This window comes from Sphaerimonospora thailandensis (assembly GCF_016863115.1).
In the GTDB taxonomy this organism is placed as follows: domain Bacteria; phylum Actinomycetota; class Actinomycetes; order Streptosporangiales; family Streptosporangiaceae; genus Sphaerimonospora; species Sphaerimonospora cavernae.
The window spans coordinates 170546-192850 of sequence record NZ_BOOG01000011.1 but is presented as its reverse complement, the minus strand read 5'-3'; the positions used below and the strand labels follow the sequence as shown (position 1 = coordinate 192850).

The following is a 22305-nucleotide window of genomic DNA, read 5'->3' as shown; positions in this document are numbered from 1 at the left end:
GCAGGCGGCGACCAGGTCGCGCAGCGCCCGCGACTCCCCCGCCAGCGCCTCCAGCCACCTGCCGCCGTTGCCCTGACGGGGGCCGGGCCGCACGGACTCGACGAACAGCACGTGCGGCCGCTGCTGGTCGAGCATCGCCTCCCAGTTGTCCTGGCCGAAGTTGGTCACCAGGCGCCATTCGTAGCGCAGCAGCGCCTCGGTCTGCCTGTCGACGATCGCGGCCACCGTCAGATAGGGCCTGACCAGCGGCCCCTTCGGCACGGCGAACCCCTCGGCGATCGGGGTGGAGACCTCGGGCGCCTTCGGATCGGGGACCGCCTTGACCACCGCGGGCTCGGGCACCGCCGGGATCTCCGGCTTGAAGTCGGCCCTTGTGGGCGCGGGAGGCTTCTTCACCGGGGTCTTGAGCGTCTTGGCGACCGTGCCGGGATTCTTGGTGTGCAGGGCGTCGCCCAGCTTGGTCCAGCGGCTCTCCTGCATCGAGGCGAGCTTCCAGGTGGCGACCTCGGTCTGGTAGCGCTGCTCGGCCAGGCTCTTGGCGAGCTTGGCGTTCTGCCGTTCGACCACCTTGAGGCGGGCCTCGGCCTCCCGCATCCTTGTCAGCGCCTCGGCCTCGGAAGCGGCCACCTCGTCGAGCCGCCGCTGGTAGTCGGTGATCAGCCGGGTCAGCTCGGCCGCTCCGGCCGCCTGCTCGACGGCTCGCGCCAGCGCCTCCTGAAGGGACGCCAACTCGCTTCGCTCGGTCATCGGGGCAACTCCAGGCCGAAGGGGACGACAGGACGAGAGTCACAATATTCGCAGAACTCCCTGATCGCCCCTACGAAGCACCAGGAACCGACGACCAAGCGACCGTCGGCCCACGATCTGTGCGACCAACCGACCACGGATCATGCGACCAAACTTTCATACAGCTTCCGACCAACGCCCCACTGATCACGTTCTTATGCCATGCTGACCTGGTGGTAAGCGGTTCTCACACAGCGTTGGGCAGGGTCGTTCCCCGGCACGTCGAGAAGGTGGCCACGGCAGCGCTGGAGGACACGCGTGTGGTCCTCATCAACGGCGCCCGGCAGAGCGGCAAGAGCACGCTCGTACGGCTCCTCGCCAAGGACCGGAACGCGGAGTGGCGCAACCTCGACACCCCGGTCGCCCGCCAGGCCGCGCAGGCCGATCCCGCCGGGTTCGTGTCCTTCCCCAACCTCATGGTCATCGACGAGATCCAGCGGGTGCCGGAACTGCTGCTGGCCATCAAGGAGCAGGTCGACACCGATCCGCGACCAGGCCGATTCCTGCTAACGGGGTCCGCCCGCGTACTGGGACTGCGATCGCTCCCCGACGCGCTGCCGGGCCGGATGGAGACGATCGAACTCTGGCCGTTCTCCCAAGGAGAGATCGACGGCACCGCCGACAGGTTCGTAGACGTGATCTTCGCCGAGGGTGCGGACCTCCGCCACACCTCGGCCGTCAGTCGCGCCGACTACGCGGAGCGAGTCGTCCGCGGTGGGTTTCCCGAGGCGGTCGCCCGCACCAACCCCCGACGGCGGGAACGCTTCCTCGATTCCTACGTATCCGATCTGATCGCCCGTGACGTGAGCCAACTGTCGGAGATCGAGCGGACGGCGGAGATGCGGGCCCTGGTGCGGTCGGTCGCCGCCCGGTCGGGACAGCTCCTGGTCGGCAACGCGCTGGGGGCGGCCATCGGGCTCCCCGCCACCACGGTTCACCGCTATCTCGGCCTGCTGGAAGAGGTCTTCCTCATCAAGCGGATCCCCGCCTGGTCACGCAACCTGAGCACCCGCGCCATCGGTACGCCCAAGGTGGCCTTCGTCGACTCCGGGGTGGCGGCGAACCTGCTGGGCATCGACGCCAGGAACCTGATCCGGCCGGACGGCCAGTTCGGTCCGCTCCTGGAGGGCTTCGTCCTCATGGAGTTGGCCCGCCAACTCTCGTGGTCGGACGAGCGTGTGGAGCTGTTCCACTACCGGACGAAGGACAAGGTCGAGGTCGACGCGGTGCTGGAGAACCGTCAGGGCAGGGTCGTCGGCATCGAGATCAAGGCCTCGTCGACCGTACGACCGGACGATTTCCGCGGCCTGAACCATCTGGCAGCACGACTGGGAGACGACTTCGTCGCCGGAGTCGTCCTCTACACGGGCACCCAGACCCTCCCCTTCGGCCCCCGCCTCCGCGCTGTCCCCGTGAGCGCCCTCTGGGAGGTCTGATCCTGATAGGAAAGGCGTCTGTGACCGACTTTCCAAGACGCGGTTGGCAACTGTGGAGCGAGATCCGCGCCGACATCGTCGCCCGCTCCGGCGGTGAGGAAGCCGTTGCCGAGGCACATCGGCGCAATCAGGCCTACATCAACCGGCACACGGGCGGGCGAGCGGACCTCGAACCGGGGCAATCCAAACTCGGTGCCCCTAGACTCGGCGGGGGTTCAGGGAGGGCAAAGCGTGCGCAAGGGTGAGTGGCCACGATTCACGGCGAGGCCGTACGTCTGTGGAGCTGTCGGGCCGTTCGACCAGGCCAGGCTCGACCTGCTGGCCCGGTCCGGGCCGGCCGTCCAGGCCGTGCATTCCGGGACAGCGGCCGCACTCCTCAGCTCTCACCCGCTCGTGCCGTACGACCAGGCCGAGCCAGGGGCGGCAGCCTTCGCCTGGGGCGACCGTCGGCCGGTGCGACGCGTCGGGGGCGACTGGCTGTCGGTCGCGGAGGACTACGAGGCCCCGGGACTGATCGACGAACCGGACGGGGTGACCCTGCACACGGGCGGGTTCGGGCTGGTCGACGTCTATTACCTGCGCGACGGGGACGCCGTCTACTTCTCCGGGCTGATCGAACCGCTGCTCGCGCTGGCCCGCCGGCCGTACGAGGTGAACTGGGACGCCTGGGCGGCCATTCTCAAGCTGACCTATCCGCTGCTGGAGGACACGCCCTATCGCCAGGTCAGGCGGCTGCCCGGGGCGACCGCGCTGACGTGGTCGCGGGCCGGGCGGCGGCTGCGGATCGACCGGCGGGCTCCCCGGTGGGTGCGGGAGGAGCAGGTCGACCGCAAGCTGACCGGGGACGACCTGGTCGCGCTGCTGCATGAGGCGCTCAAGCCGTACGACCGGGTGCTGGTGCCGGTGAGCGGCGGGTACGACTCGCGGCTGCTGGCGAGCGTCGCGGTGGCCGCGAAGATGGACCGGGGCGGGGCGGCGGGAGGAATTGACATCGAATCGTGGACGACCAGCCCGGACGACGGGCTCGACAACGACATCGACTTCGCCCGCTACATCACGAGAGAGCTGGGCATCCCCCACCGGATTGTGCCGCAATATGCCGAAAAATACCCGCAAGAGGCGCTTTGGGCGGCGCGGCGGCTCGAATACCTGACCAGCCACCACGCGTGGTACTCCCCCTTCGCCCGCGAAGTCCACGCGGGCGGGCGGCCCGTGATCGACGGCCTGGCCGGCGGGCCGCTGATGAAGAACTTCCTCATCACCGCCGACGCCGTGGGCGCCGGAACCGGCACGTCGCGGCGCGAGGCACTGCTCACCGCCCTCACGACCAGTGAGGCGCACCTGCCCGTGCTCGGCGACGCCGCCCTCACCTGGATGGACGACCGGGTCCGTACGGCGTTCGCCGCCGCCACGTCGATGCTGCACGGTCACCGGTCCGAGCTGCCACTGAGCGTCCTCCACACCCGCACGGCCCGGGGCATCGCCCGCTCACCGGTCAACCTCGTCGGCCCGGAGGTCACGCCGGTCTTCCCGTTCCTGCATCCGGACTTCTTCGACGCCGCGCTGTCCGTGCCGGTGGATCGGAAGGAGGGCGGCAGGTTCTACCGGGAGATCCTGCGTGCGGCCAACCCGCGGGTGGCCACACTGCCGTCGACCAACGGCGCGCTGCCGCACCGCCGGGTGCCGCTGCGCTCGAACGGCCCGGCCGCCCGGGAGTGGAACCACCGGATGCTGGCGAAGGCGGCCTCGATCCCGGGCCTGCTGTCACCCCAGATGCTCGAGGTCGTCTCCGGCGGACCCGACGCGCTCACCGCCTTCGGATCATGGAACTCCCGCTTCTGGCTCCGCTCCCTGGTGGTCTTCGGCTCCTGGCTCACCGACTACGAGGACCTCCTCGCCGACCTCACTCCCCCCTGGGCCACTTAGAGTAACTGTTAGTGATGCTCCCGATTCCTGGAGTCCGGTAAGGACGGCCGCTCCCGTTCATTGACGATGTTCTTCCGTTAGCGCGGCGTTCCGGTGAGACGCATGGCGTGAATGATCTGAGCGAGAACAGCACAAGCGCTGCCGTTGGTTGTGCTCGACAGCAGTTCGCCCATGAGGGGCTCAGGCAAGCCGCCGTCCGGGACAGCAAGGACCGTTCTAGCCCGGTGCCGGCCTTCACGCCGAGCGAGTGGAGTGCGTTCATCGCCGGTGCGAAGCAGGGTGAGTTTAGGGTGAGTTCGACCTCTGATCGCCGAAGCACCCGGCTTGCACCCACTGCTCACCGGGGTCCCAGGCCGCCGGCTTCGCCGCCACCCTCCCCTACTGTGCCGGGTCTTCAGGTCCAAAGGTCACGGGCGAGTAAGCGGGTCGTTCCGATGGGCGGGAGGCCGTCGTCGCAGCGACGCAGTCGAGTGTAGACCTCGCACATCGCCTCACGGTCCGGGAGGTATTGTCCACCGGCGGCGCGTTCGAGCACGGTATGGGTGCTGGCAAGCCGGATCGAGCCAATGGGGCGCCCTTGGCTGCGGAGCCGGTCGAGTCGGCGGATCTCGGAGCTGGCGAGGCGAGCGCCGTAGCCGTCATCAATGAGTACCGTCACGGCCTGCCCACTTTCGGCCGCGACGACGGCGTGGGCTATGACCATGATCTCGCCGAGGTCCTTGGCCTTCCGGGTGCGGTCGATCATCGGCAGGCCAGTGAGCCGGTGGACGACCGCGGCGAGCTCCGGGGTGACGTCGTCGGAGAGGATCTGCAGCAGGCGCGGCGGCAGCCTCTTCCAGACCCGTTCGGCGGCGTAGAACCGGGGGTCGGTAGCTGCCTTGCGGAGCACTTCCTGCTCGACGGTTTCCGGGGTGCTGATCGGGCCGAGGGTAGCGAGCAGGAGGCGTTCCTTGTTGATGGAGAAGAAGTTTAAAGCCGGGCCGGCATCGATAATGGGGCGCACGCTCACTCGGCTGGCCCCTCCGGCGCGCTCTGCGCAGCGTCCATGGGGTCGTCGAGATCGTCGAGATATACGCTGACCGCCGGCAAGCCGGCTGGGTCGGCCCAGGCGATCGAGAGCGGCCCCGGCTCGATACCCGCGTCGGTGAGCTCGGTCTCGATGGCCCGGACGTCCCTGCCGCGCAAGGTGGCGATGGTCTGGGCGGACACCACATGGTTGAGGTATCCGTCGATGGCGCGGGTCAGTAGGCGTTGCGGAGCACGCCGCTGGTTGGACTCGTTGCGCAGAGCCTCATACTGGTCGGCCCACCCGAACCGGGCCGCCAGCATTGGGGTCGTGAGTGAGAACCAGGCGTCTTTGGTGCCCTCGCCGATATAGCCGGCCTGGTGCAATGCAATGGCCGCGATCGACGGTGAAACGACAAAGCGCTGCACCACCTGCGACAAGGTGGCGTGGCCGACAACGGCCAGCCGGTTGCCGAGAAGCTCCCGCAGACCGTCGAGCGGAACGAGGAGATGACGCGCGAACGCGTCGGCCCGAATCTCCTGCGGGCTGCGCGTGTCGGTCGCGGGCACCTCGGGCCCGTTCCAGTCCTCGAACAGCACGTGCGCCAGCTCATGCGCCAGCGTGCTGCGTTGCCGCATGGGATGTGCGGTGCGGGCGACCGCGATGAAAACCGCGCCCCGCGCGGGGTCGCGCATGGTCAGGCCGTGCTCACCTGGTCCGACATCGAGCACGGCCACATCGATGCCAGTCGTCTGCTCGATCAGCGCAACCAGGTCCGCCAGGGGCTGGGTGCCCAGGTGCTGGTCGTGGCGGAACTGCTCCGCCTTCGCCATCGCCTCAGATTCCGCGCTCGCGCTTTTGCCCGGCCCATCCTCGCCGCCGTCGCTCATGCTGCGGGAATGCCTTGGTCGTCAAGGTACGCGTCCAGCTCCAGGTAGTGAAGCAGCACCTCGCGCATCTGTTGCATGTCCGCCCCATGAGTTGCCCGAGCCGCGCTCTGCACGCGCTCGGCGACCGCACTGCCCCCGCTCAGCTCCGCGACCGTGTGCCCGGTCGCCCAGGCGATGGCCGCCAACTCCGGGAGCTTCGCCGCTCGATCCCCCGAGATGATCCGTGACAAGGTCGACTGCGAGATGCCCGTCACCTGGGCAAGCGCACGCTGGCTCAACCTCGACGCAGCCAAGGCATTTTCCACCCGCGCACCCACGGTCGTCATCCGGCTCGCCCCTCCCACATGAGATTGAATCAACCTATCATTCCGTGATTCATCATATAGCGAGGACACCGGCCGCGGCAAGGGGTAAAAGCTGGGGCGGGTAAGGGCCTCTACGAGGCACGACTCACCCACGGAGCGACGAGTACCTACGGTGCGATCGCCAGCATCACTTGATGCGCTACCGAACGCGGCACCTGTCCAGGTGGCTCGGTCGAGTAGCTTCCTTCCTTGCGCTGGAAGTGGAACCGCTGGCCGGACAGTACGGATCTCTCTGTCGATCATCTGCGACGCAAGCCGCGAACACCTGTAGGTTCTTTACCTTCGGACATCGGTTACCAGCAGATGAAGGTTGTAGGTGTGAGCGAAGTTCCCCAGTCCACCTGGCAGCTGTACTGCACCGAGTCAGGAGCCCGGGTGGTGAGCAGGGAGATCCGCGACGTGCTTCAGGGCAAGCCGCCGCTCCTCGAACTCAGCAGGCTCATGTGGAGGATCGAGCACGGCCGCATCCTCAGTCACGATGTCCGCTACCTGGGTAAGGGCCTCCACGAGGCACGACTCACCTACGAGGGCAACGAGTACCGCCTGTACTACTCCGTCAGCCCCAAGGGGGAACACGTTCTTCTCGGGTTGAAGTTCCACAAAAAGGGAGGCCAAGGCGCTCAAGATCGCAGTGTGGAGGTAGCGAGGGCCCGGCTGGCCGAGTACAAGAGCAGAATATAAGGTGAACCCGATACAGGGAGGGCAGTGATGGACCGACACCTCGCCGACCTGCTCGGCATCGATCCCGACGACCCTGAGGTTCAGCGTGAGGATGCGGCGATCGAGCGTGACATGCGCTTGATCGAAGAACTCGTTCAGATCCGCCGCGCCAAGGGGATCACGCAGGCACAGGTCGCCGAGCGTATAGGACGTAGCCAGCCGGCTGTGTCTGAGTTCGAACGCGTGGGTGGAGACCCTCATCTATCAAGCATCCGCCGCTATGCGCTGGCGATTGGCGCAGAAGTGCGTCACGTGGTTTATGTGTCCACTGCGGAAACGACCCCAACACTCGCTCCGCCCTCGCTGCAGTTCGAGCTGCAATCCGATGATTCGTTCACTTACGCCGAAGTCGGTGCAACGGTCGCGAGCAGCAGCGCCGTGAAGTTCCTTCAAAGGAGCGCTTGATGCGGGGCTCGCTTGTCCTCTGTGATTCCGCCCAGCAGGATACCGGTAGCGGAAAGGTCCACATTCTCGGAGCCGGCTGGTCGATAACCGGGCCAAGCGTGCCCCCGATGGCCGTGGTCGCCTTCCTTCGAGTCCCTTGGGAAGCGGTCGATTCGGTCCAATCCTTCGCTATACGGTTGCTCGATGACAGCGACAAACCAGTCATGATGGCAGGAGGGAACGGGAAGCCCGTTCAGTTCGCAGGTCGTCTGACCTTGGGGGATGCAGACAAGGAAGCCGAGTCGATGGCTCGATCGGTAGACGTTAACACTACATTTGTCATTAATGTTTCACCGCTTCCACTTGAACCTGGCCACATGTATCGGTGGATATTCGAAGTTAACGATGAAGAGCTGGATTCCGCATCCTTTGCCGTTCGAGCATCTGTCGTAAACACTGATCTTTAATTCGTGGTGTCGACTCCCGTCGTCATGGCCGGGCCGGTTTCAGCGATGCGTCCGTCGACCAGGTACGGCCAGTGCTGAAGTTACGCCGGGTGTCCCGTATCCACCGCAGCCGTACGCAATCGGGCTGCCTTCCCTGCTTTCCTGTTCGCCGACCGCGACCGGCCGCCGACCCCGATCTGTCACTCGCTCTGCCCGGTCTCGCCGACGAGGATCTGTCCGGCCGCGCTCGCTGGTGATGCGCTCACTCGTTCTGGTCGAGGAGGCCCGCGTCGTGGACCAGCAGGGCGATCTGGACGCGGTTGTTGAGGCCGAGCTTGGTGAGAATGCCGGAGACGTGGGTCTTGATCGTGGGCACGCTGAGGTGGAGCGCTGATCCGATCTCGGCGTTGGACCAGCCCTGCCCGACCGCGACGGCGACCTCCCGCTCGCGGTCGTTGAGCAGGCCCAGGCGGTCGACGGCGTGTGCGCGCCGCCGTTCGTGGTCGGCGACGGCCACCCGGGCGATGAGCCGCCTGGTGACCGCCGGCGACAGGACCGGCAGGCCCCGGGCCACCTGGCGTACCGCCGCCACGATCTCGCCGGGCGGGGTGTCCTTGAGCAGGAAGCCGGCGGCTCCGGCGCGCAGGGCGCGCAGGATGTGCTCGTCGGCGTCGAAGGTCGTGAGGACGATGACCTCGGGGGCTCGCGGGCGGGCGCGCAGGGCTTCGGTCGCGGCCAGCCCGTCCATCCTGGGCATCCTGATGTCCATCAGGACCACGTCAGGGCTGTGCCGGTCGACCAGCGGCAGCACCTCGGCGCCGTCGCCCGCCTCGGCGATCACGCGGAGGTCCGGGGCGCCGCCCAGCATCATCGCCAGGCCGGCACGCACCAGCGGATCGTCGTCGGCGATGAGCACGCCGACCATCCCGGGCTCTGCTGTGGTCACGGCGGCCAGGGTAGCCAGGCCGCCAGCCGCCAGCCACCCGAGGCGGCCGGGCCGTACTCCAGTCGCCCGTCCACCAGGGCCACCCGTTCGGCCAGGCCGATCAGACCCTGACCCCGCTGTACGGCAGAACCGGGCCGTAGAGCGGGTGCGGTGTTGGCCACCTCGACGGTCACCTCCCGGCCCGGCGCTCCCCCGACCCGGACGCTCACCTCGGCACCCGGGGCGTGCTTGCGCGCGTTGGTCAGCGCCTCCTGCACGATCCGGTAGGCGGTGCGGCCCACCCGGTCCGGCACGTCTCCTTCGAGCTCCGCACACAGGTCCACCCGCATCCCGGCCCTCCTGGACTCGACCACGAGTTCCCGTAGGCCGGCGAGGGTCGGCTGGGGCAGCTCGCCTACGGGTGCCCGCAGGACGCCGATGACCTCGCGCAGATCCTGCAGCGCCTGGTGGGCGCTCTCCCGGATCACCTTGGCCGCGCGAGCGATGTCCTCCGGCGGGGCGTCAGGGTGGAACTCCAGCGCCCCGGCGTGCACGCTCAGCAGCGACAGCCGGTGGCCGAGCACGTCGTGCATCTCTCTGGCGATGGTTTCGCGAGCCTGAAGCTGAGCCTGCTCGGCACGCAGGCGGGCCTCGGTCTCGGCGCGGGCCGCACGGTCGCGCAGCGACAGCACCAGCCGGCGCCGGTGGTGAATGGTCAGGCCCCAGCCGGCCGCTGCACCCTGGAGCGCGACGCCGAACAACCACAGCGGGAGCGGAGACATATCGGGCTCGGGATGCAGCACGACATAGATGAGCCCGGTGAGCAGGCTCAGCCCGAAGACCGCCATCGAGGTGCGCGGGGACCGGTGCACCGCGACGGTGAACAGCGCCACCAGCATCGCGCCCGCGGCCAACTCGGAGAAGGCCGACACCGCGACCAGCGCGACGGCGAGCTCGACCGGCCACCGGCGGCGCGTCCAGAGCGCGGCGCAGGCCAGCACACCGATGATCTGGTCGAGGTGGAACAGCCATGCGGGCACGCCCATGGGTGGCGTCTCGAGACGCTCGGCGGCGGCCAGGACGCCGAAGGACGCCGCGAACAGGAACAGAGCCGTGTCCACGATCCAGTCGCGCAGACCGCGCCGCCATAACGACCCACGTCCCAATGGACGCGTCGCCAAAGTGGGGGAGGAATCGTCCATATGCCGTCGAGCGTACGGCGCGGAGAGCCGTCGCACCCTGTCGCGGGTCGTGGCCGATACCGAGGACGACGACGCCGATACTTTCGTCAGCGGCGGTGTCCAGGATCAGCGACCAAGGTCGCCTTCAGAAGATCCCGACGGCCGATCCGCACCCCGGGGGCGTTCATTAGCGTCACACCGTGCGTAAGTTCATTGAACTACTCGGGTTCTTCCTGTTCGTCGCCGGCATCAGCGGGGCGATCGACCGCATCGCCGTCCAGCCGATCCTCGGCGGCCTCCTCAACGTCTTCAATCGCGTCGTCATCCCTCGCCTGGATTTCCTGACCGGCTACGAGCTGTTCGCGAACCTGACCGTGTCGGTCCTGGGACTCGCCGTGATGACCGCCGCGTCGCGGCTCAGGGCGTAGGGAAGTGAGGTGGTGCGGCTGCACCATCGATCTTGACGTTATTGCTGGAAAAACCCGGGTTTCACAGCAACAACGTCATGATCGATTGTTGGCACATCTCCCTTGAGAAATCAGGAGCGGCTTTCTTATGAACGGTTCCGGCACTTCGGATTCTCCAACTGAGCGCGGCTCCCGGCCCCTGCTGGAAGGTGGGCGCATGGCCTGGCGGCCCGTCGTCGTGCTGCTCCTGCTGGCGCCGTACCTGGGTGAAGTGCTGTCAACCGCGACACCTCCGCTCAAGCTGCTGCTGCCGTGGAACCTCGCCCTGCTCGTCGCGCTCTACGGCTGCGGCGCGCTGCTCTGCCGCGAGCTGGCTCACCGCTGGGGGCTCGGCCTGCCAGGGCTGGCCCTGCTCGGTGCGGCGTACGGTGTCTACGAGGAGGCACTGGTCGACCGGTTCTGGTTCGACCCCGGGTACGCGCAGTACACCGGCGTCGGCGACTACGCCCAGGTCTGGCACACGAACCTGTTGCTCGCCGCGAATCTCACCGCCTTCCATGCCGCGGTGAGCGTGTGCTCGTCGGTCCTCATCGTCACGTGGCTGTTCCCGGGCCACCGCGACCGCGCCTGGGTCCGCCCGCGCGGCCTGGTCGTCGCCGGGATCGCGATGCTGCTGGTCCTGTTCCTCGTGTACGAGGACCACTTCCGGCCGCCGCTCGGCCCGGTGCTCGTGGCGCTCGGGATCGGCGTCCTGCTCGTGGTGGCCGCGCTGCTCTCCCGGCGCCTGCCGCGTCCGGGCCGTGCTTCCTCGTGTCGCCCCCGGCCGCGCCTGCTCGGCGTTGTGGCGTTCGTCTGCACCGCTGCGCATTCCCTGCTCACCTATGCGGCTCCGTCGACGGGCCTGCCGTGGCCGGCCGGACTCGCCCTCGCCTTGGCACCGCTCGTGGTCGGCGTCCTGGCCGTCCGGCGCTGGGCCACGACGGGATCACTCGGGCGCGACGGGCTCTGGGTGGTCACGGGGATCCTCGGCTGCCCCGTCCTGGTCGACACGCTCGTCGGACTCGAAGGCCGCTACGACCTCACCGTCAGCGGCGTACTCACAGCCCTGGCCCTGGTCTGGCTGCACCGCCGCGTCCCCGCGGCCGCCGGCGACCAGACGCGTGGGTGACACCGTACGTGATCAACCGGAAGCAGGGAAAAACTACCGGTTGAGTAGGTGTAATCCTTTACGGTCGGGTCTCTCGAGGTGCTAGCTTTGCCCAAATAATCGCCAACAAGGCGGCGTGAGTGCAAGGCCGGAGTGCTGCCTGACCACGCGCCTTCCCCCCTTTCGAGTCTTCGAGCGAGACCATATGAACGCTGCTTCGCCATGCCCGGAACGTGTTCCGGCCTCCCCCGGCGACCTGACCCCGGCCGACCCCCAGTGGTACAAGCGGGCGGTCTTCTATGAGGTGCTGGTCCGCGGGTTCAAGGACTCCAACGGCGACGGCACCGGCGATCTGCGCGGGCTGATCGAGAAGATGGACTATCTCCAGTGGCTGGGGGTCGACTGCCTCTGGCTGCTGCCGCTGTACGAGTCCCCGCTGCGAGACGGCGGATACGACATATCCGACTATTTGAAGATCCTTCCGGAGTTCGGCGACCTCGGAGACTTCGTCAAGACGATCGAGGCCGCCCACGAGCGCGGCCTGCGCGTCATCACCGATCTCGTCATGAACCACACCAGCGACAAGCACCCGTGGTTCCAGGCCTCCCGTTCCGACCCCGACGGGCCGTACGGCGACTTCTACGTGTGGTCCGACGACCCGACCCGCTACGCCGACGCCCCGATCGTCTTCGTCGGCGCCGAGGAGTCCAACTGGACGTACGACCCCGTACGCGGCCAGTACTACTGGCACCGGTTCTTCCACCACCAGCCGGACCTCAACTATGACAATCCGGCCGTCCAGGAGGCGATGCTGGAGGTCCTCCGCTTCTGGCTGGATCTCGGCGTCGACGGCTTCCGGCTGGACGCCGTGCCGTACCTCTTCGAACGCGAGGGCACCTCGTGCGCCGGCCTGCCGGAGACGCACGACTACCTCAAGCGGATCCGGGCCGAGGTGGACCGGCTCTACCCCGACCGGGTGCTGCTCGCCGAGGCGAACGGCTGGCCGGCCGACGTGGTGGAGTATTTCGGCGACCCGACCAAGGGCGGTGACGAGTGCCACATGGCGTTCCACTTCCCGCTGATGCCGCGCATCTTCATGGCGGTACGGCGGCAGAGCCGGGAGCCGATCTCCGAAATCATGTCGGTGACCCCGAAACTGCCCGAGACGGCCCAGTGGGGCATCTTCCTCCGCAACCACGACGAGCTGACGCTCGAGACCGTGACCGAGGAGGAGCGCGACTACATGCACGCCGAGTACGCCAAGGACCCCCGGATGCGGGCCTACCTCGGCATCCGGCGGCGGCTCGCACCCCTGCTGGAGAACGACAGGGACCAGATCGAGCTGTTCACCGCGCTGCTGCTGAGCATGCCGGGATCGCCCGTCATGTACTACGGCGACGAGATCGGCATGGGTGACAACATCTGGCTGGAGGACCGGGACTCGGTCCGTACGCCGATGCAGTGGACCCCCGACCGCAACGCCGGCTTCTCCACCGCCGACCCGGGCCGCCTCTACCTGCCGACGGTGATGGACCCGGTGTACGGCTACCAGGCCGTCAACGTCGAGGCGCAGACGAAGAGCGAGTCGTCGCTGCTGCACTTCACCCGCCGGATGCTGCAGATCCGGCGGGAGCACCCGATCTTCGGCACCGGCGACTACACCGAGCTGTGGTCGGCCAACACCGGCGTGCTGTCGTACCTGCGGGAGGAGGGCGACGACCGGGTGCTGTGCGTCAACAACCTGTCGCGCTTCGCCCAGCCCGTCGAGCTCGACCTGCGCCGGTTCACCGGGATGACGCCGGTCGAGTGCCGCGGCGGCGTGCCGTTCCCCGTGATCGGCGACCTCCCCTACCGGCTCACTCTCCCCGGCTACGGGTTCTACTGGTTCTCTCTCGAAAACCGGAGCTGACTGCGCGGACGGTCACGGGCCGTCTCACCGGGCCGTGACCGGGATCCGAGCCCGGGCGGCCCGGCGGGCGGGGATCAGCGCGACCAGGAGGGCCGCGCCGATCGCGATGCCGATCGCCGCGGCGAGCATGCCCGGGGTCGGCGCCCGGCCGATGCCGGCGCCGACCCCGCTGTGCCGCCCCTCCAGGTCGATCAGGGCCCGCGACCACAACGCCCCCACGCAGCCGCCGAGGAGCACCCCGACCACCGCCAGCAGCCCGGTGCCGGTGACCAGCGTGGCCATGACCTGGCGCGGGGTGAGCCCCATCGCCTTGAGCACGGCCAGATCGAGCACGTGGTCGCGCAGCCCGAGCGCGCCGGCGGTCAGCAGGTTGGCCAGGCCGATCAGGGCCAGCACCACCACCAGCGCCACGATGATCACGCGGATCACCGCGAGCCGGTCGGCCGGGTTGACCGCCTGCGCGACCTCCAGGCCCTGCGCCTGCAGCCGGGCCCGTGCCTCCCCCGGCTCGGCCCCCGGCCGCAGCACCAGGCCGTAGAACCGCGGCGGCACCGCGTCCTTGGCCGCCAGACTGTCGATGCCGAGCGACAGCACCTCGCCGTCCTGCTCCGGCTCGATGACCCGCCCCACGATCCGAACGATCAGCGGGGTGCCGCCGATCGTGATGCGGACCCGGTCCCCGACACGCGCGCCGAGGAGATCGAGCAGACCCTGCCCGGCCACGGCCTCGCCGCGGTCGCGGAACATCCGTCCCTCCGCCACCGGGAACGGATAGGGATCGGCCGAGGTGCCCAGCGCCCGGGTCCGCACCGTCCTGGTCTGCCCGGGTACGAGGGCGTCGAGCTCGGCCCCCGGATAGGCCGCCACCACGTCGGGATCGGCCATCACCCGCTCGCGCGTCTCCTCCGCCGTCAGGTCGGCGGGCCGTACGGCGAGGGCCGCCGCCTGGCCGACTCCCTCCGGGTGCCGGATGAAGTCGTCGAGCGTCGCCCAGCAGCCGAGCCCGATCGTGATCATCATCATCGGGATCGCCACCCCGCAGATCGTGAGCAGCGCCGGTGTCCTCCGGGTGAAGGCGTCCCGCGCGCCGAGGACGAGCGCGGGCGGCAGCCGTACGAGCAGGGCGAGCCGGGCCAGCCGCGACAGACGGCCCCGAGGCGGAGCGGCGGGGACCGCGGGCAGGGGCGGGGTGCGGCCGCCCCGCCAGGCCGGCAGCCAGACCGCCACCAGCACCACCAGTGCCGTGCCCACCGTGATGGCGGCGTGCGGGCCCGGCGACAGCGGCGTCACGCCGCTCTCCCCCAGGGCGTACGCGGTGATCAGCCAGGCGGCGACCACGCCGAGTGCGATGCCGGCCAGTCCGAGGGCGCCGTGCTCGACCAGCAGCATGCGGGTGATCTGGCCGCGGGTGAACCCGAGCGACTTGAGCGTGGCGATGTCGCGCAGCTGGGTCAGCACGCGGCCGCCGGTGACGTTGGCGAGCGCGAGCGCGGCGGCGACCAGGCCGGCCACGCCGAACAGCCCGAGCAGCAGGCCGAGCAGCCGGTTGTCCAGCTCCATGGCCGCCCGGACCTCCCGCCACGTGGTGACCCGCTGCACCTGCCCGTGCAGCGTGAAGACGGCTCGCTGCACGATGAGATCGGTCAGTCCCGGGTCGGCCAGCCGCAGCCCGGTGACGGTCTCGGTGCGGCCGGGGGCGGGCTCGACCGCGGTGAGCGTCTGCCGGAGCGTCCAGGCCAGGCCGGGCGCCCATTCCGGGTAGAAGCCCTGGTCGCCGGTTTCCGCGAGCCCGGCCACGGTGAGCGTGTGCGTGGCGCCGTTCAGGCCGGTGACGGTGAACGGGCTGCCCGGCCGCAGGCCGATCGCCCGGGCGAACGACCGCTCGACCACGACCCCCTCCGGATGGCGTACGTCGAGCCAGCGGCCCTCGCTGAGCAGTGGACGTGCGACCGCGGGAAGCGCCGCCGGCGCCTCCTGAAGCGAGATCGGCACCTTGCGGCCGCGGTCGGCGGCGAGGGTCGCCGGGGCGCTGTGGTACGGCCCGGCCACGTCGGTGACGCCGTCGAGGCTCTTGAGCGCGGAGACGTCGGGGACGGTCTTGGTGTGGAGCCAGATGTGGGCGCCGCGGCCGCGCTCGAACAGACCACGCCAGGGATTGGTGCCGTCTTCGAGGAGGGTGGCCGCGGCGATGAGCGCGGTGACGATCCCCGCCACCGTCAGAACGGTCAGCAGCGCCTGGCCCCGGCGGGCCCGCAGATCGGCGCGGATCCACCTCCCCTCCGCCGAACCGATCATGCGGCTAGCCACGCAGCTCCACCACGTCGCCTGCCGTACCACCCGGGCCCCGCCGCCGCACGATGGCGCCGTCGTCCACGATCTCGCCGTCGAGCAGGCTCACCACCCGGTCTGCCAGTCCGGCGACGCGCGCGTCGTGCGTCACCAGCACGATCGTCTGGCCCTGCCGGTGGACCCGGCTCAGCAGCTTGAGTACGTCGCGGGTGTTGCGGCTGTCCAGGTTGCCGGTCGGTTCGTCGGCCAGGAGCAGCCTCGGCTGGTTGGCGAGCGCGCGGGCGAGCGCCACGCGCTGCTGCTCCCCACCGGACAGCTGGGCGGGCGCGGCGGCCGCTCGATCGGTCAGGCCGAGTTCGCCGAGGAGGTATTCGCGCCGCTCGCGGGCATGCCGCGGCGAGGCGCCGCCGAGGAGCGCGGGCAGCTCCACGTTGTCGGCCACGGTCATGTTGGTCACCAGGTTGAAGAACTGGAAGACGAAACCGATCTTCTCGCGGCGTAGTACGGCCCAGCCGCTCTCCGACAGCGTGTCGGCACGTTTGCCGTCCAGCCAGATCTCGCCGCTCGTGCGCGTGTCCAGCCCGCCGAGCAGGTGAATGAGGGTCGACTTGCCCGACCCGGACGGTCCCATGATCGCCACGAACTCGCCGGGATCGACGGTGAGATCAACGCCGCGCACGGCCGGTACGGGAAGCCCGCGGCCGGACTGGTAGATCTTCACCAGATTGACCGCTCGGATCGCCGGTGTCGTGGTCACGAAATTCGCCCTGACTGCGAGATCACGCAGGGCATCGCCGCAGGTGCGAGGGGCATGCTGCGAGTTTCTGCAAGATCACAACAGGTGTTAGCGCTGGTCGGGCCGTTTTCTGCGAGTATTCGCAAGATCACGGTGGGGGGTGGTGGGGGGGTGAGCGGCATTAGGGGAGCTCCTCCTGGCAGCGTTCGAGCCAGTCGAGGTCGGCCTGCAGGTGGAGCATGGCGCCCTCGATGAGCAGGAGTGCGACGCGGTCGCCGGGATCCGTACGCTCGGCCAGCTCGCCGAGCTCCCGCATCAGGGACAGGTAGTGCCGGCGCTGCCGGTTGATCAGCGCCATTCGGTCCGACAATCCGGTCATCGGGGCCAGCACGAGTTTCATGAAGAACTCGTCCCGGACCCTGGGACCCTCGGTGGGCTCCTCGGCCCAGGCCTGCAGGGTCTCGAGGCCGGCGGCCGTGATGTAGTAGACCTTCTTGTTCGGCCGGTTCGACTGCTCGACGCCGACCGACCGGACGTGCCCGTCCTTCTCCAGCCGCCCGAGCGTCACATATATCTGGCCGATGTTCGGCGAGGGGTACGCGCTGCCGAAGATCGCCTCCAGTGCCTGTTTGAGTTCGTACCCATGGGCAGGTTCCTTCGCAAGGAGCGCCAGCAGCGACTGCCGCACGCGCTCACCCCCAGCCGTCGGAAAGCAGTTACCGGAGCGTTATCGGCTTCAGCGTTGACCTCCACATTATCGCTATGCATAACATGCATGTATCTACCTAACACGTATGTAACTCGCAAGACCCGCAAGACACGTGGAGGCCGTGTGGTTCGCCGAGCCGTCGCCCTGCTGGCCGCTCTGCTCGCGGCCGGATGCGCGGGGTCCGCGGACACGGCCGCCGGCGGGCCGGCCGACGACGGGACCGGCGGCACCGGCCCGATCACGCTGGCGATCGGGCGGGACACCACCGCCTATCTGGCGCCTCTGCTGGACCGGTGGAACCGGGCACATCCCAACGAGCCGGTCACCCTGCTGGAACTCCCGGAGGCGGCCGACGAGCAGCGCGCCCAGATGGTCGCCAACCTGCAGGCGCGCAGCGACGTCTACGACGTGCTCGGGCTCGACGTGGTCTGGACGGCGGAGTTCGCCGACGCCGGCTGGATCGTGCCGCTCGACCGCAGCCGGTTTCCGCTGGACAGGATGCTCAAGGGGGTCGCCGACACGGCGATCTACCGCGACCGGCTGTGGGCGGCGCCGTACGTGAGCAACGCGGGCCTGCTCTACTACCGCTCCGACATCCTGAAGAAGGAGCACCTGAAACCGCCCAAGACCTGGGCGGAACTGCGCGATCAGGCCCGGCGACTGACCGAGAAATATCACATCGGGGGATATGCCGGACAGTTCCTCCCCTACGAGGGGCTCACCGTGAACTTCGCGGAGGCCGTACGGTCCGCGGGCGGGTCGATCCTCAGCCCGGACGCCCGGAGCGTCACCCTGGATCTCGGCACCGCGCGCACCGCGCTCGGCTTCCTCGTCGGCGGCGTCAAGGAGGGGTGGATCCCCCGCGAGGCCCTGACGTACAAGGAGGAGGAGTCCCGGCTCGCCTTCCAGGAGGGGCGGCTGCTGTTCGCGCGCAACTGGCCGCACGCGTACGGCCCGGCCACCGACTCGGCGCTCGCCGGCAAGTTCGCGGTGACCCGGCTGCCCGGCCTGGACGGCCCGGGATCCAGCGCGCTCGGCGGGCTGAACCTCGCGATCAGCGCGTACTCCAGGCACCAGAAGACCGCGCTCGACTTCATCCGCTACTTCACCGGCCCGGAGATCCAGCGGCTCGTGCTCACCGAGGGGTCCTTCCCCCCGGTCCGGGCCGAGCTGTACGACGACCCGGAACTGATCAGGCGATTCCCGTACCTGCCCGTGCTCAAGGAGTCGATCCTGTCCGCACGGCCGCGGCCGGTAACTCCCGACTACAACCAGGTCAGCCTGGTGATCTCCAGCACCGCGTCCGCGGCGCTGGGCCTTGACACACCCGTTGACGAAGCCGTCGCCGACCTGAAACAGGGCCTCGGCGAGGTGATCCACCCCGGAGGATAGATGATGCGCAAACTCCCCATCCCGATCGCACTGCTCGCTCTCGCCGCCGTAGCGTGCGGCGGCAACTCGGGCGGCAACTCGGGCGGCGAGCCCGCGGTCGGCCAGACGAGCGCCTCCAGCGGCGGTGGCGACGCCGCCGCCGCGGCCAAGCCGTTGGACGGCGTCACGATCGAGGTCGCGGCCAAGTGGACCGGCGACGAGCAGGCCAACTTCGAGCAGGTGCTCAAGGCGTTCCAGGACAAGACCGGCGCCACCGTGACCTATGCCTCGACGGGTGAGGACACCGGCGCCTTCCTCGGCCCCCGCATCCAGGGCAACAATCCGCCGGACGTCGCGATCCTGCCGCAGCCGGGTCTCGTACAGCAGTACGCCGACGAGAACGCGCTCAAGCCGCTGACCCCCGAGGTGCAGGCGCAGATCGACCAGAACTACACCCCGTACTGGAAGGAGCTCGGCTCCGCCAACGGCCAGGTGTACGGCGTGCTGGTCAAGGCCGCGCACAAGTCACTCATCTGGTATCGGCAGCAGGCGTTCGACGACGCCGGGGCGCAGGAGGCGGCGACCTGGGACGACCTGGTCAAGAACGCGCAGCTGCTGGCCGACTCCGGCACGCCGCCGTTCGCGCTGTGCGGCGCCTCGGGCTGGACGCTCACCGACCTGTTCGAGAACGTCTACCTCTCCTCGGCCGGCCCGGAGAACTACGACAAGCTGTCCAAGCACGAGATCCCGTGGACCGACCCCACGGTGACCACGGCCCTGGAGAAGATGGCCCAGATCTTCGGGAAGAAGGAGTTCCTGCTGGGCGGCGCCTCCGGCGCCCTGCAGACCGACTTCCCGACGTGTGTCACCCAGGTCTACGGCCAGAAGAAGGCCGCGATGGTCATCGAGGCCGACTTCGTCGCGGGAGCGGCCGCCCAGTCCGGCGCGAAGGTCGGCGAGGACGCCAAGGCCATGGCGTTCCCCAAGGTCGGCGACACCGAGCCGGTCGTGCTCGGCGGTGACATCGCGGTGGCGCTGAAGGACTCCAAGGGCGCGATGGCCCTGCTGGAGTTCCTGGCCTCCAAGGAGGGCGGCGAGATCTGGGCCAAGCTGCCCGGCTACCTGTCGCCCAACCGCAACGTCTCGCCCGACAACTACCCGAACGAACTGACCAAGCAGCTCGCCCAGACGATCATCTCGGCCGGCGAGGCGGTCAGGTACGACATGTCGGACCTGGCGCCCAGCGCTTTCGGCGGCACGGACGGCAAGGGCGAATGGAAGGACCTGCAGGACTTCCTGCGCGACCCCTCCGATGTGAAGGGTGCGCAGAAGAAGCTCGAGGCGGACGCGGCCAAGGCGTTCAAGAAGTAGTGGGAGGAAGGCCGTGACCGAACGGAAGGGGCCGCGCGCACGGCTCGGCCCCTCGCCGACGCTGGCGGTGCTGTTCCTGCTGCCCGCGCTGCTCCTGCTCGGGGTGTGGATGGTCTACCCCGTCATCTACTCGATCTTCCGCAGCCTCTACGACGCCACTGGCGAGCGCTTCGTCGGGCTGGGCAACTACGGCTCGATCTTCACCGACTCGGCGACGCTGACAACGATCAGGAACAACATCATCTGGGTCGTGGTCGCCCCGCTGGTGGTGACGGTGCTCGGCCTCATCTTCGCCGTGCTGACCGAGCGGATCCGCTGGGCGACCGCGTTCAAGCTGGTCCTGTTCATGCCGATGGCGGTCTCCCTGCTCGCGGCAGGCGTCATCTTCCGGCTCGTCTACGAACAGGACCCCGACAAGGGCGTGGCCAACGCCGTGCTGACCACGGTCCACGACACGTTCTCCGCCGGCCAGGGCTATCCGGGCGCGCGGCCGCGTGAGAACGACCAGTCCCCGGCGGTCGCGCAGCAGGACGGCACGGTGACGGTCAGGCAGCCGGCCCGGCCCGGCCAGGCGGTGCTGATCCCGCTCGTCGGCCTGCCGCCGGACTCCGTCAAGGACGCGCCGCCCGCCACGGCGGTCGCCCCGGCTGACGGTGTGGCCGCCGACGCGATCGGCGGCACCGTCTGGCTCGACGTCGTACGCGGCGGCGGCGGCACGGTCAACCAGGTCGACCCGCAGGAGAAGGGCCTGGCCGGCATCACGGTCGAGGCGGTCTCCGACGGTCAGGTGAAGGCGACCACCGAGACGGCCGCCGACGGCACCTTCCACCTCACCGGCCTGCCCGCCGGGTCCTACACGGTACGGCTCCCGCAGTCGAACTTCGCCGCCCCGTTCAACGGGCTGACCTGGCTGGGGCCGACACTGATCACCCCGGCGATCATCGGCGCGTACATCTGGGTGTGGGCCGGGTTCGCGATGGTGCTGATCGCGGCCGGGCTGTCGGCGGTTCCCAGGGACGCCTTGGAGGCGGCGCGGATCGACGGGGCGACCGAGTGGCAGGTGTTCCGGCGGATCACGGTGCCGCTGCTCGCGCCGGTGCTGCTCGTCGTCTTCGTCACGATGGTCATCAACGTGCTGAAGGTCTTCGACCTGGTGTTCATCATCGCCCCTGGCTCGGTGCAGCCACAGGCCAACGTGATCGCGCTGGAGATGTGGCGGGTCTCGTTCGGCGGCGGCAACAACCAGGGCATGGGAAGCGCACTCGCGATCTTCCTGCTCGTGCTGGTGGTGCCGTTCATGATCTTCAACATCCGCCGCTTCAGAAGGGACGAGCGATGACGACCGTGGCGGCCGAGCCGCGGCAGCAGGCGGCCGGGATCGAGCGCGGCCTCGCGGGCCGACTGCTGGACCGGATCGGCGGCGGCGTGGTCCAGGTGTTCCTGGTCCTCGTCGCGGTGTTCTGGCTGGTGCCGACGCTGGGGCTGCTCGTCGTGTCGATGCGCGACGACACCGCCAACAACTCGAGCGGCTGGTGGACGTTTTTCACCAAACCGGCCCAAATCACCTTCGAAAACTACTCGAACCTGCTGACCTCCGGCTTCACCTCGTCGTTCTGGAACACTATCCTGATCACGGTCCCGGCGACCTTGCTGATCATCTTCATCGCGGCGATGGCGGCCTACGCGTTCGCCTGGATCGAGTTCCCCGGCAGGGACACGGTCTTCCTGCTCGTCATCGCCCTGCTGGTGGTGCCGATCCAGATCGCGCTGATCCCGATCGCCAAGCTGTACGGAACATTCGGGATCTTCGGCTCGATCGTCAGCGTGGTCCTGTTCCACGTCGCGTTCGGCCTGCCGTTCGCCATCTTCCTGCTGCGCAACTTCTTCGTGGGCATCCCACGGGAGCTGCTGGAGGCGGCGAGGATGGACGGCGCACCGGAATGGCGGATCTTCGCCACCGTGGTGTTCCCGCTGGCCAAGCCGGCGGTCGCCTCGCTCGGGATCTTCCAGTTCCTGTGGGTCTGGAACGACCTGCTCGTCGCCCTGGTCTTCGCCGACACCCAGAACCAGCCGATGACCAAGGCGCTGCAATCTCAGATGCGGCAGTTCGGCACCAACGTGGACATCCTCGCTCCCGGGGCCTTCCTGTCGCTCATCATCCCGCTGGTCCTGTTCTTCGCCTTCCAGCGGTACTTCGTCCAAGGCCTGCTCGCGGGCTCGGTGAAGTGACCTCGGAACGTCGGATGCCCGCTTCACGGGGGTGAGCGGGCATCCGATCTTCATCTGCCATGCCTGCCGTAC

21 protein-coding genes and 1 pseudogene are annotated in these 22305 nt (G+C 68.7%); 13 read left to right on the top strand and 9 right to left on the bottom strand.

What is annotated here, in order from left to right; translation table 11 throughout:
- Positions 1–747 (bottom strand): annotated as a pseudogene (locus Mth01_RS06135) (hypothetical protein); the annotation flags it as partial.
- A gap of 236 nt (positions 748–983) precedes the next feature.
- Between Mth01_RS06135 and Mth01_RS06130 the strand changes: the two are divergent.
- From Mth01_RS06130 to Mth01_RS06120, 3 genes are all read left to right on the top strand, one after another.
- Positions 984–2222 carry an ATP-binding protein gene (locus Mth01_RS06130; protein WP_239089408.1) on the top strand — a complete coding sequence of 413 codons (1239 nt, stop codon included), beginning with the start codon at positions 984–986 and terminating at the stop codon, positions 2220–2222.
- A gap of 231 nt (positions 2223–2453) precedes the next feature.
- Positions 2454–4148, top strand: a complete 1695-nt coding sequence (locus Mth01_RS06125; RefSeq protein ID WP_204012634.1) for an asparagine synthetase B family protein — start codon at positions 2454–2456, stop codon at positions 4146–4148.
- A 107-nt stretch (positions 4149–4255) separates the two neighbouring features.
- Positions 4256–4624 carry a DUF397 domain-containing protein gene (locus Mth01_RS06120; RefSeq protein ID WP_204012633.1) on the top strand — a complete coding sequence of 123 codons (369 nt, stop codon included), beginning with the start codon at positions 4256–4258 and terminating at the stop codon, positions 4622–4624.
- Here the strand turns inward: Mth01_RS06120 and Mth01_RS06115 are convergent.
- From Mth01_RS06115 to Mth01_RS06105, 3 genes are read right to left on the bottom strand one after another with little or no spacing between them, the layout of a single operon-like run.
- Entirely contained in the window at positions 4543–5157 is a 615-nt protein-coding gene (locus Mth01_RS06115; RefSeq protein ID WP_204012632.1) for a PIN domain-containing protein, read from the bottom strand. The two genes, Mth01_RS06120 and Mth01_RS06115, sit on opposite strands and share 82 nt — an antisense overlap.
- Positions 5154–6044: an ImmA/IrrE family metallo-endopeptidase gene (locus tag Mth01_RS06110; protein ID WP_239089407.1), complete on the bottom strand. Its 891-nt coding sequence runs from the start codon at positions 6042–6044 to the stop codon at positions 5154–5156. The genes Mth01_RS06115 and Mth01_RS06110 overlap by 4 nt, the downstream gene beginning before the upstream one ends.
- Positions 6041–6370, bottom strand: a complete 330-nt coding sequence (locus tag Mth01_RS06105) for a helix-turn-helix domain-containing protein (RefSeq protein WP_204012630.1) — start codon at positions 6368–6370, stop codon at positions 6041–6043. Before Mth01_RS06105 ends, Mth01_RS06110 begins: the two co-directional genes overlap by 4 nt.
- Before the next feature lie 417 nt (positions 6371–6787).
- Here Mth01_RS06105 and Mth01_RS06100 point away from each other — a divergent pair, with 417 nt between their 5' ends.
- Genes Mth01_RS06100 through Mth01_RS06090 form a run of 3 tightly spaced genes read left to right on the top strand, consistent with a single transcriptional unit; the run spans position 6788 to position 7980 of the window.
- Positions 6788–7090, top strand: coding sequence for a hypothetical protein (locus Mth01_RS06100; RefSeq protein ID WP_204012628.1), 303 nt, complete (start codon positions 6788–6790; stop codon positions 7088–7090).
- Between the two features lie 27 nt (positions 7091–7117).
- A complete protein-coding gene (locus Mth01_RS06095) occupies positions 7118–7534 on the top strand; it encodes a helix-turn-helix domain-containing protein (RefSeq protein WP_204012626.1) in 417 nt (138 codons plus the stop codon).
- Complete coding sequence (locus Mth01_RS06090; protein ID WP_204012623.1) at positions 7534–7980, top strand: DUF6941 family protein; 447 nt, start codon at positions 7534–7536, stop codon at positions 7978–7980. Before Mth01_RS06095 ends, Mth01_RS06090 begins: the two co-directional genes overlap by 1 nt.
- A 241-nt stretch (positions 7981–8221) precedes the next feature.
- Here the strand turns inward: Mth01_RS06090 and Mth01_RS06085 are convergent, their stop codons facing one another.
- Both Mth01_RS06085 and Mth01_RS06080 read right to left on the bottom strand, forming a co-directional pair.
- On the bottom strand, positions 8222–8884 hold the full coding sequence (locus Mth01_RS06085; RefSeq protein ID WP_204012728.1) for a response regulator transcription factor: 663 nt from the start codon (positions 8882–8884) through the stop codon (positions 8222–8224).
- A gap of 17 nt (positions 8885–8901) precedes the next feature.
- Complete coding sequence (locus tag Mth01_RS06080) at positions 8902–10086, bottom strand: sensor histidine kinase (protein WP_204012620.1); 1185 nt, start codon at positions 10084–10086, stop codon at positions 8902–8904.
- A gap of 179 nt (positions 10087–10265) precedes the next feature.
- Between Mth01_RS06080 and Mth01_RS06075 the strand changes: the two genes are divergently transcribed.
- The 3 genes from Mth01_RS06075 to treS all read left to right on the top strand — a co-directional run bounded on the left by Mth01_RS06075 (position 10266) and on the right by treS (position 13528).
- A complete protein-coding gene (locus Mth01_RS06075) occupies positions 10266–10493 on the top strand; it encodes a hypothetical protein (protein WP_204012617.1) in 228 nt (75 codons plus the stop codon).
- Between the two features lie 196 nt (positions 10494–10689).
- The gene (locus Mth01_RS06070) at positions 10690–11640 is read left to right on the top strand and encodes a hypothetical protein (protein WP_204012614.1); all 951 of its coding nucleotides are present in this window, start codon (positions 10690–10692) and stop codon (positions 11638–11640) included.
- Positions 11641–11824: 184 nt separating this feature from the next.
- Positions 11825–13528 (top strand): maltose alpha-D-glucosyltransferase, encoded by a 1704-nt coding sequence (gene treS, locus Mth01_RS06065; RefSeq protein ID WP_204012610.1) that lies wholly within the window; start codon positions 11825–11827, stop codon positions 13526–13528.
- 24 nt (positions 13529–13552) lie between these two features.
- On the opposite strand, the gene Mth01_RS06060 is transcribed toward treS, so the two are convergent.
- The 3 genes from Mth01_RS06060 to Mth01_RS06050 form a co-directional block, all read right to left on the bottom strand.
- Positions 13553–15835, bottom strand: a complete 2283-nt coding sequence (locus tag Mth01_RS06060) for an ABC transporter permease (protein WP_239089406.1) — start codon at positions 15833–15835, stop codon at positions 13553–13555.
- Positions 15828–16574, bottom strand: a complete 747-nt coding sequence (locus tag Mth01_RS06055) for an ABC transporter ATP-binding protein (RefSeq protein WP_204012602.1) — start codon at positions 16572–16574, stop codon at positions 15828–15830. The genes Mth01_RS06060 and Mth01_RS06055 overlap by 8 nt, the downstream gene beginning before the upstream one ends.
- A gap of 160 nt (positions 16575–16734) precedes the next feature.
- Positions 16735–17241 carry a PadR family transcriptional regulator gene (locus tag Mth01_RS06050; protein WP_204012600.1) on the bottom strand — a complete coding sequence of 169 codons (507 nt, stop codon included), beginning with the start codon at positions 17239–17241 and terminating at the stop codon, positions 16735–16737.
- Positions 17242–17385: 144 nt separating this feature from the next.
- Here Mth01_RS06050 and Mth01_RS06045 point away from each other — a divergent pair, with 144 nt between their 5' ends.
- The 4 genes from Mth01_RS06045 to Mth01_RS06030 all read left to right on the top strand — a co-directional run bounded on the left by Mth01_RS06045 (position 17386) and on the right by Mth01_RS06030 (position 22233).
- Complete coding sequence (locus tag Mth01_RS06045) at positions 17386–18654, top strand: ABC transporter substrate-binding protein (protein ID WP_239089405.1); 1269 nt, start codon at positions 17386–17388, stop codon at positions 18652–18654.
- A gap of 3 nt (positions 18655–18657) precedes the next feature.
- Entirely contained in the window at positions 18658–20004 is a 1347-nt protein-coding gene (locus Mth01_RS06040; RefSeq protein ID WP_204012598.1) for an ABC transporter substrate-binding protein, read from the top strand.
- Positions 20005–20113: 109 nt separating this feature from the next.
- On the top strand, positions 20114–21343 hold the full coding sequence (locus Mth01_RS06035) for an ABC transporter permease (RefSeq protein ID WP_204012720.1): 1230 nt from the start codon (positions 20114–20116) through the stop codon (positions 21341–21343).
- A complete protein-coding gene (locus tag Mth01_RS06030; RefSeq protein ID WP_204012594.1) occupies positions 21340–22233 on the top strand; it encodes a carbohydrate ABC transporter permease in 894 nt (297 codons plus the stop codon). The genes Mth01_RS06035 and Mth01_RS06030 overlap by 4 nt, the downstream gene beginning before the upstream one ends.
- Positions 22234–22305 lie beyond the last annotated feature (72 nt).

What these genes read in the sequence shown, in the direction of transcription:
- Mth01_RS06095 (WP_204012626.1), top strand. Translation starts at nt 7,118, where the DNA reads ATGGACCGACACCTCGCCGACCTGCTCGGCATCGATCCCGACGACCCT.
- Mth01_RS06035 (WP_204012720.1), top strand. Translation starts at nt 20,114, where the DNA reads ATGGTCTACCCCGTCATCTACTCGATCTTCCGCAGCCTCTACGACGCC.
- Mth01_RS06105 (WP_204012630.1), bottom strand. Translation starts at nt 6,370, where the DNA reads ATGACGACCGTGGGTGCGCGGGTGGAAAATGCCTTGGCTGCGTCGAGG.
- Mth01_RS06085 (WP_204012728.1), bottom strand. Translation starts at nt 8,884, where the DNA reads ATGGTCGGCGTGCTCATCGCCGACGACGATCCGCTGGTGCGTGCCGGC.
- Mth01_RS06080 (WP_204012620.1), bottom strand. Translation starts at nt 10,086, where the DNA reads ATGGACGATTCCTCCCCCACTTTGGCGACGCGTCCATTGGGACGTGGG.
- Mth01_RS06090 (WP_204012623.1), top strand. Translation starts at nt 7,534, where the DNA reads ATGCGGGGCTCGCTTGTCCTCTGTGATTCCGCCCAGCAGGATACCGGT.
- Mth01_RS06110 (WP_239089407.1), bottom strand. Translation starts at nt 6,044, where the DNA reads ATGAGCGACGGCGGCGAGGATGGGCCGGGCAAAAGCGCGAGCGCGGAA.
- Mth01_RS06070 (WP_204012614.1), top strand. Translation starts at nt 10,690, where the DNA reads ATGGCCTGGCGGCCCGTCGTCGTGCTGCTCCTGCTGGCGCCGTACCTG.
- treS (WP_204012610.1), top strand. Translation starts at nt 11,825, where the DNA reads ATGAACGCTGCTTCGCCATGCCCGGAACGTGTTCCGGCCTCCCCCGGC.
- Mth01_RS06030 (WP_204012594.1), top strand. Translation starts at nt 21,340, where the DNA reads ATGACGACCGTGGCGGCCGAGCCGCGGCAGCAGGCGGCCGGGATCGAG.
- Mth01_RS06040 (WP_204012598.1), top strand. Translation starts at nt 18,658, where the DNA reads ATGCGCAAACTCCCCATCCCGATCGCACTGCTCGCTCTCGCCGCCGTA.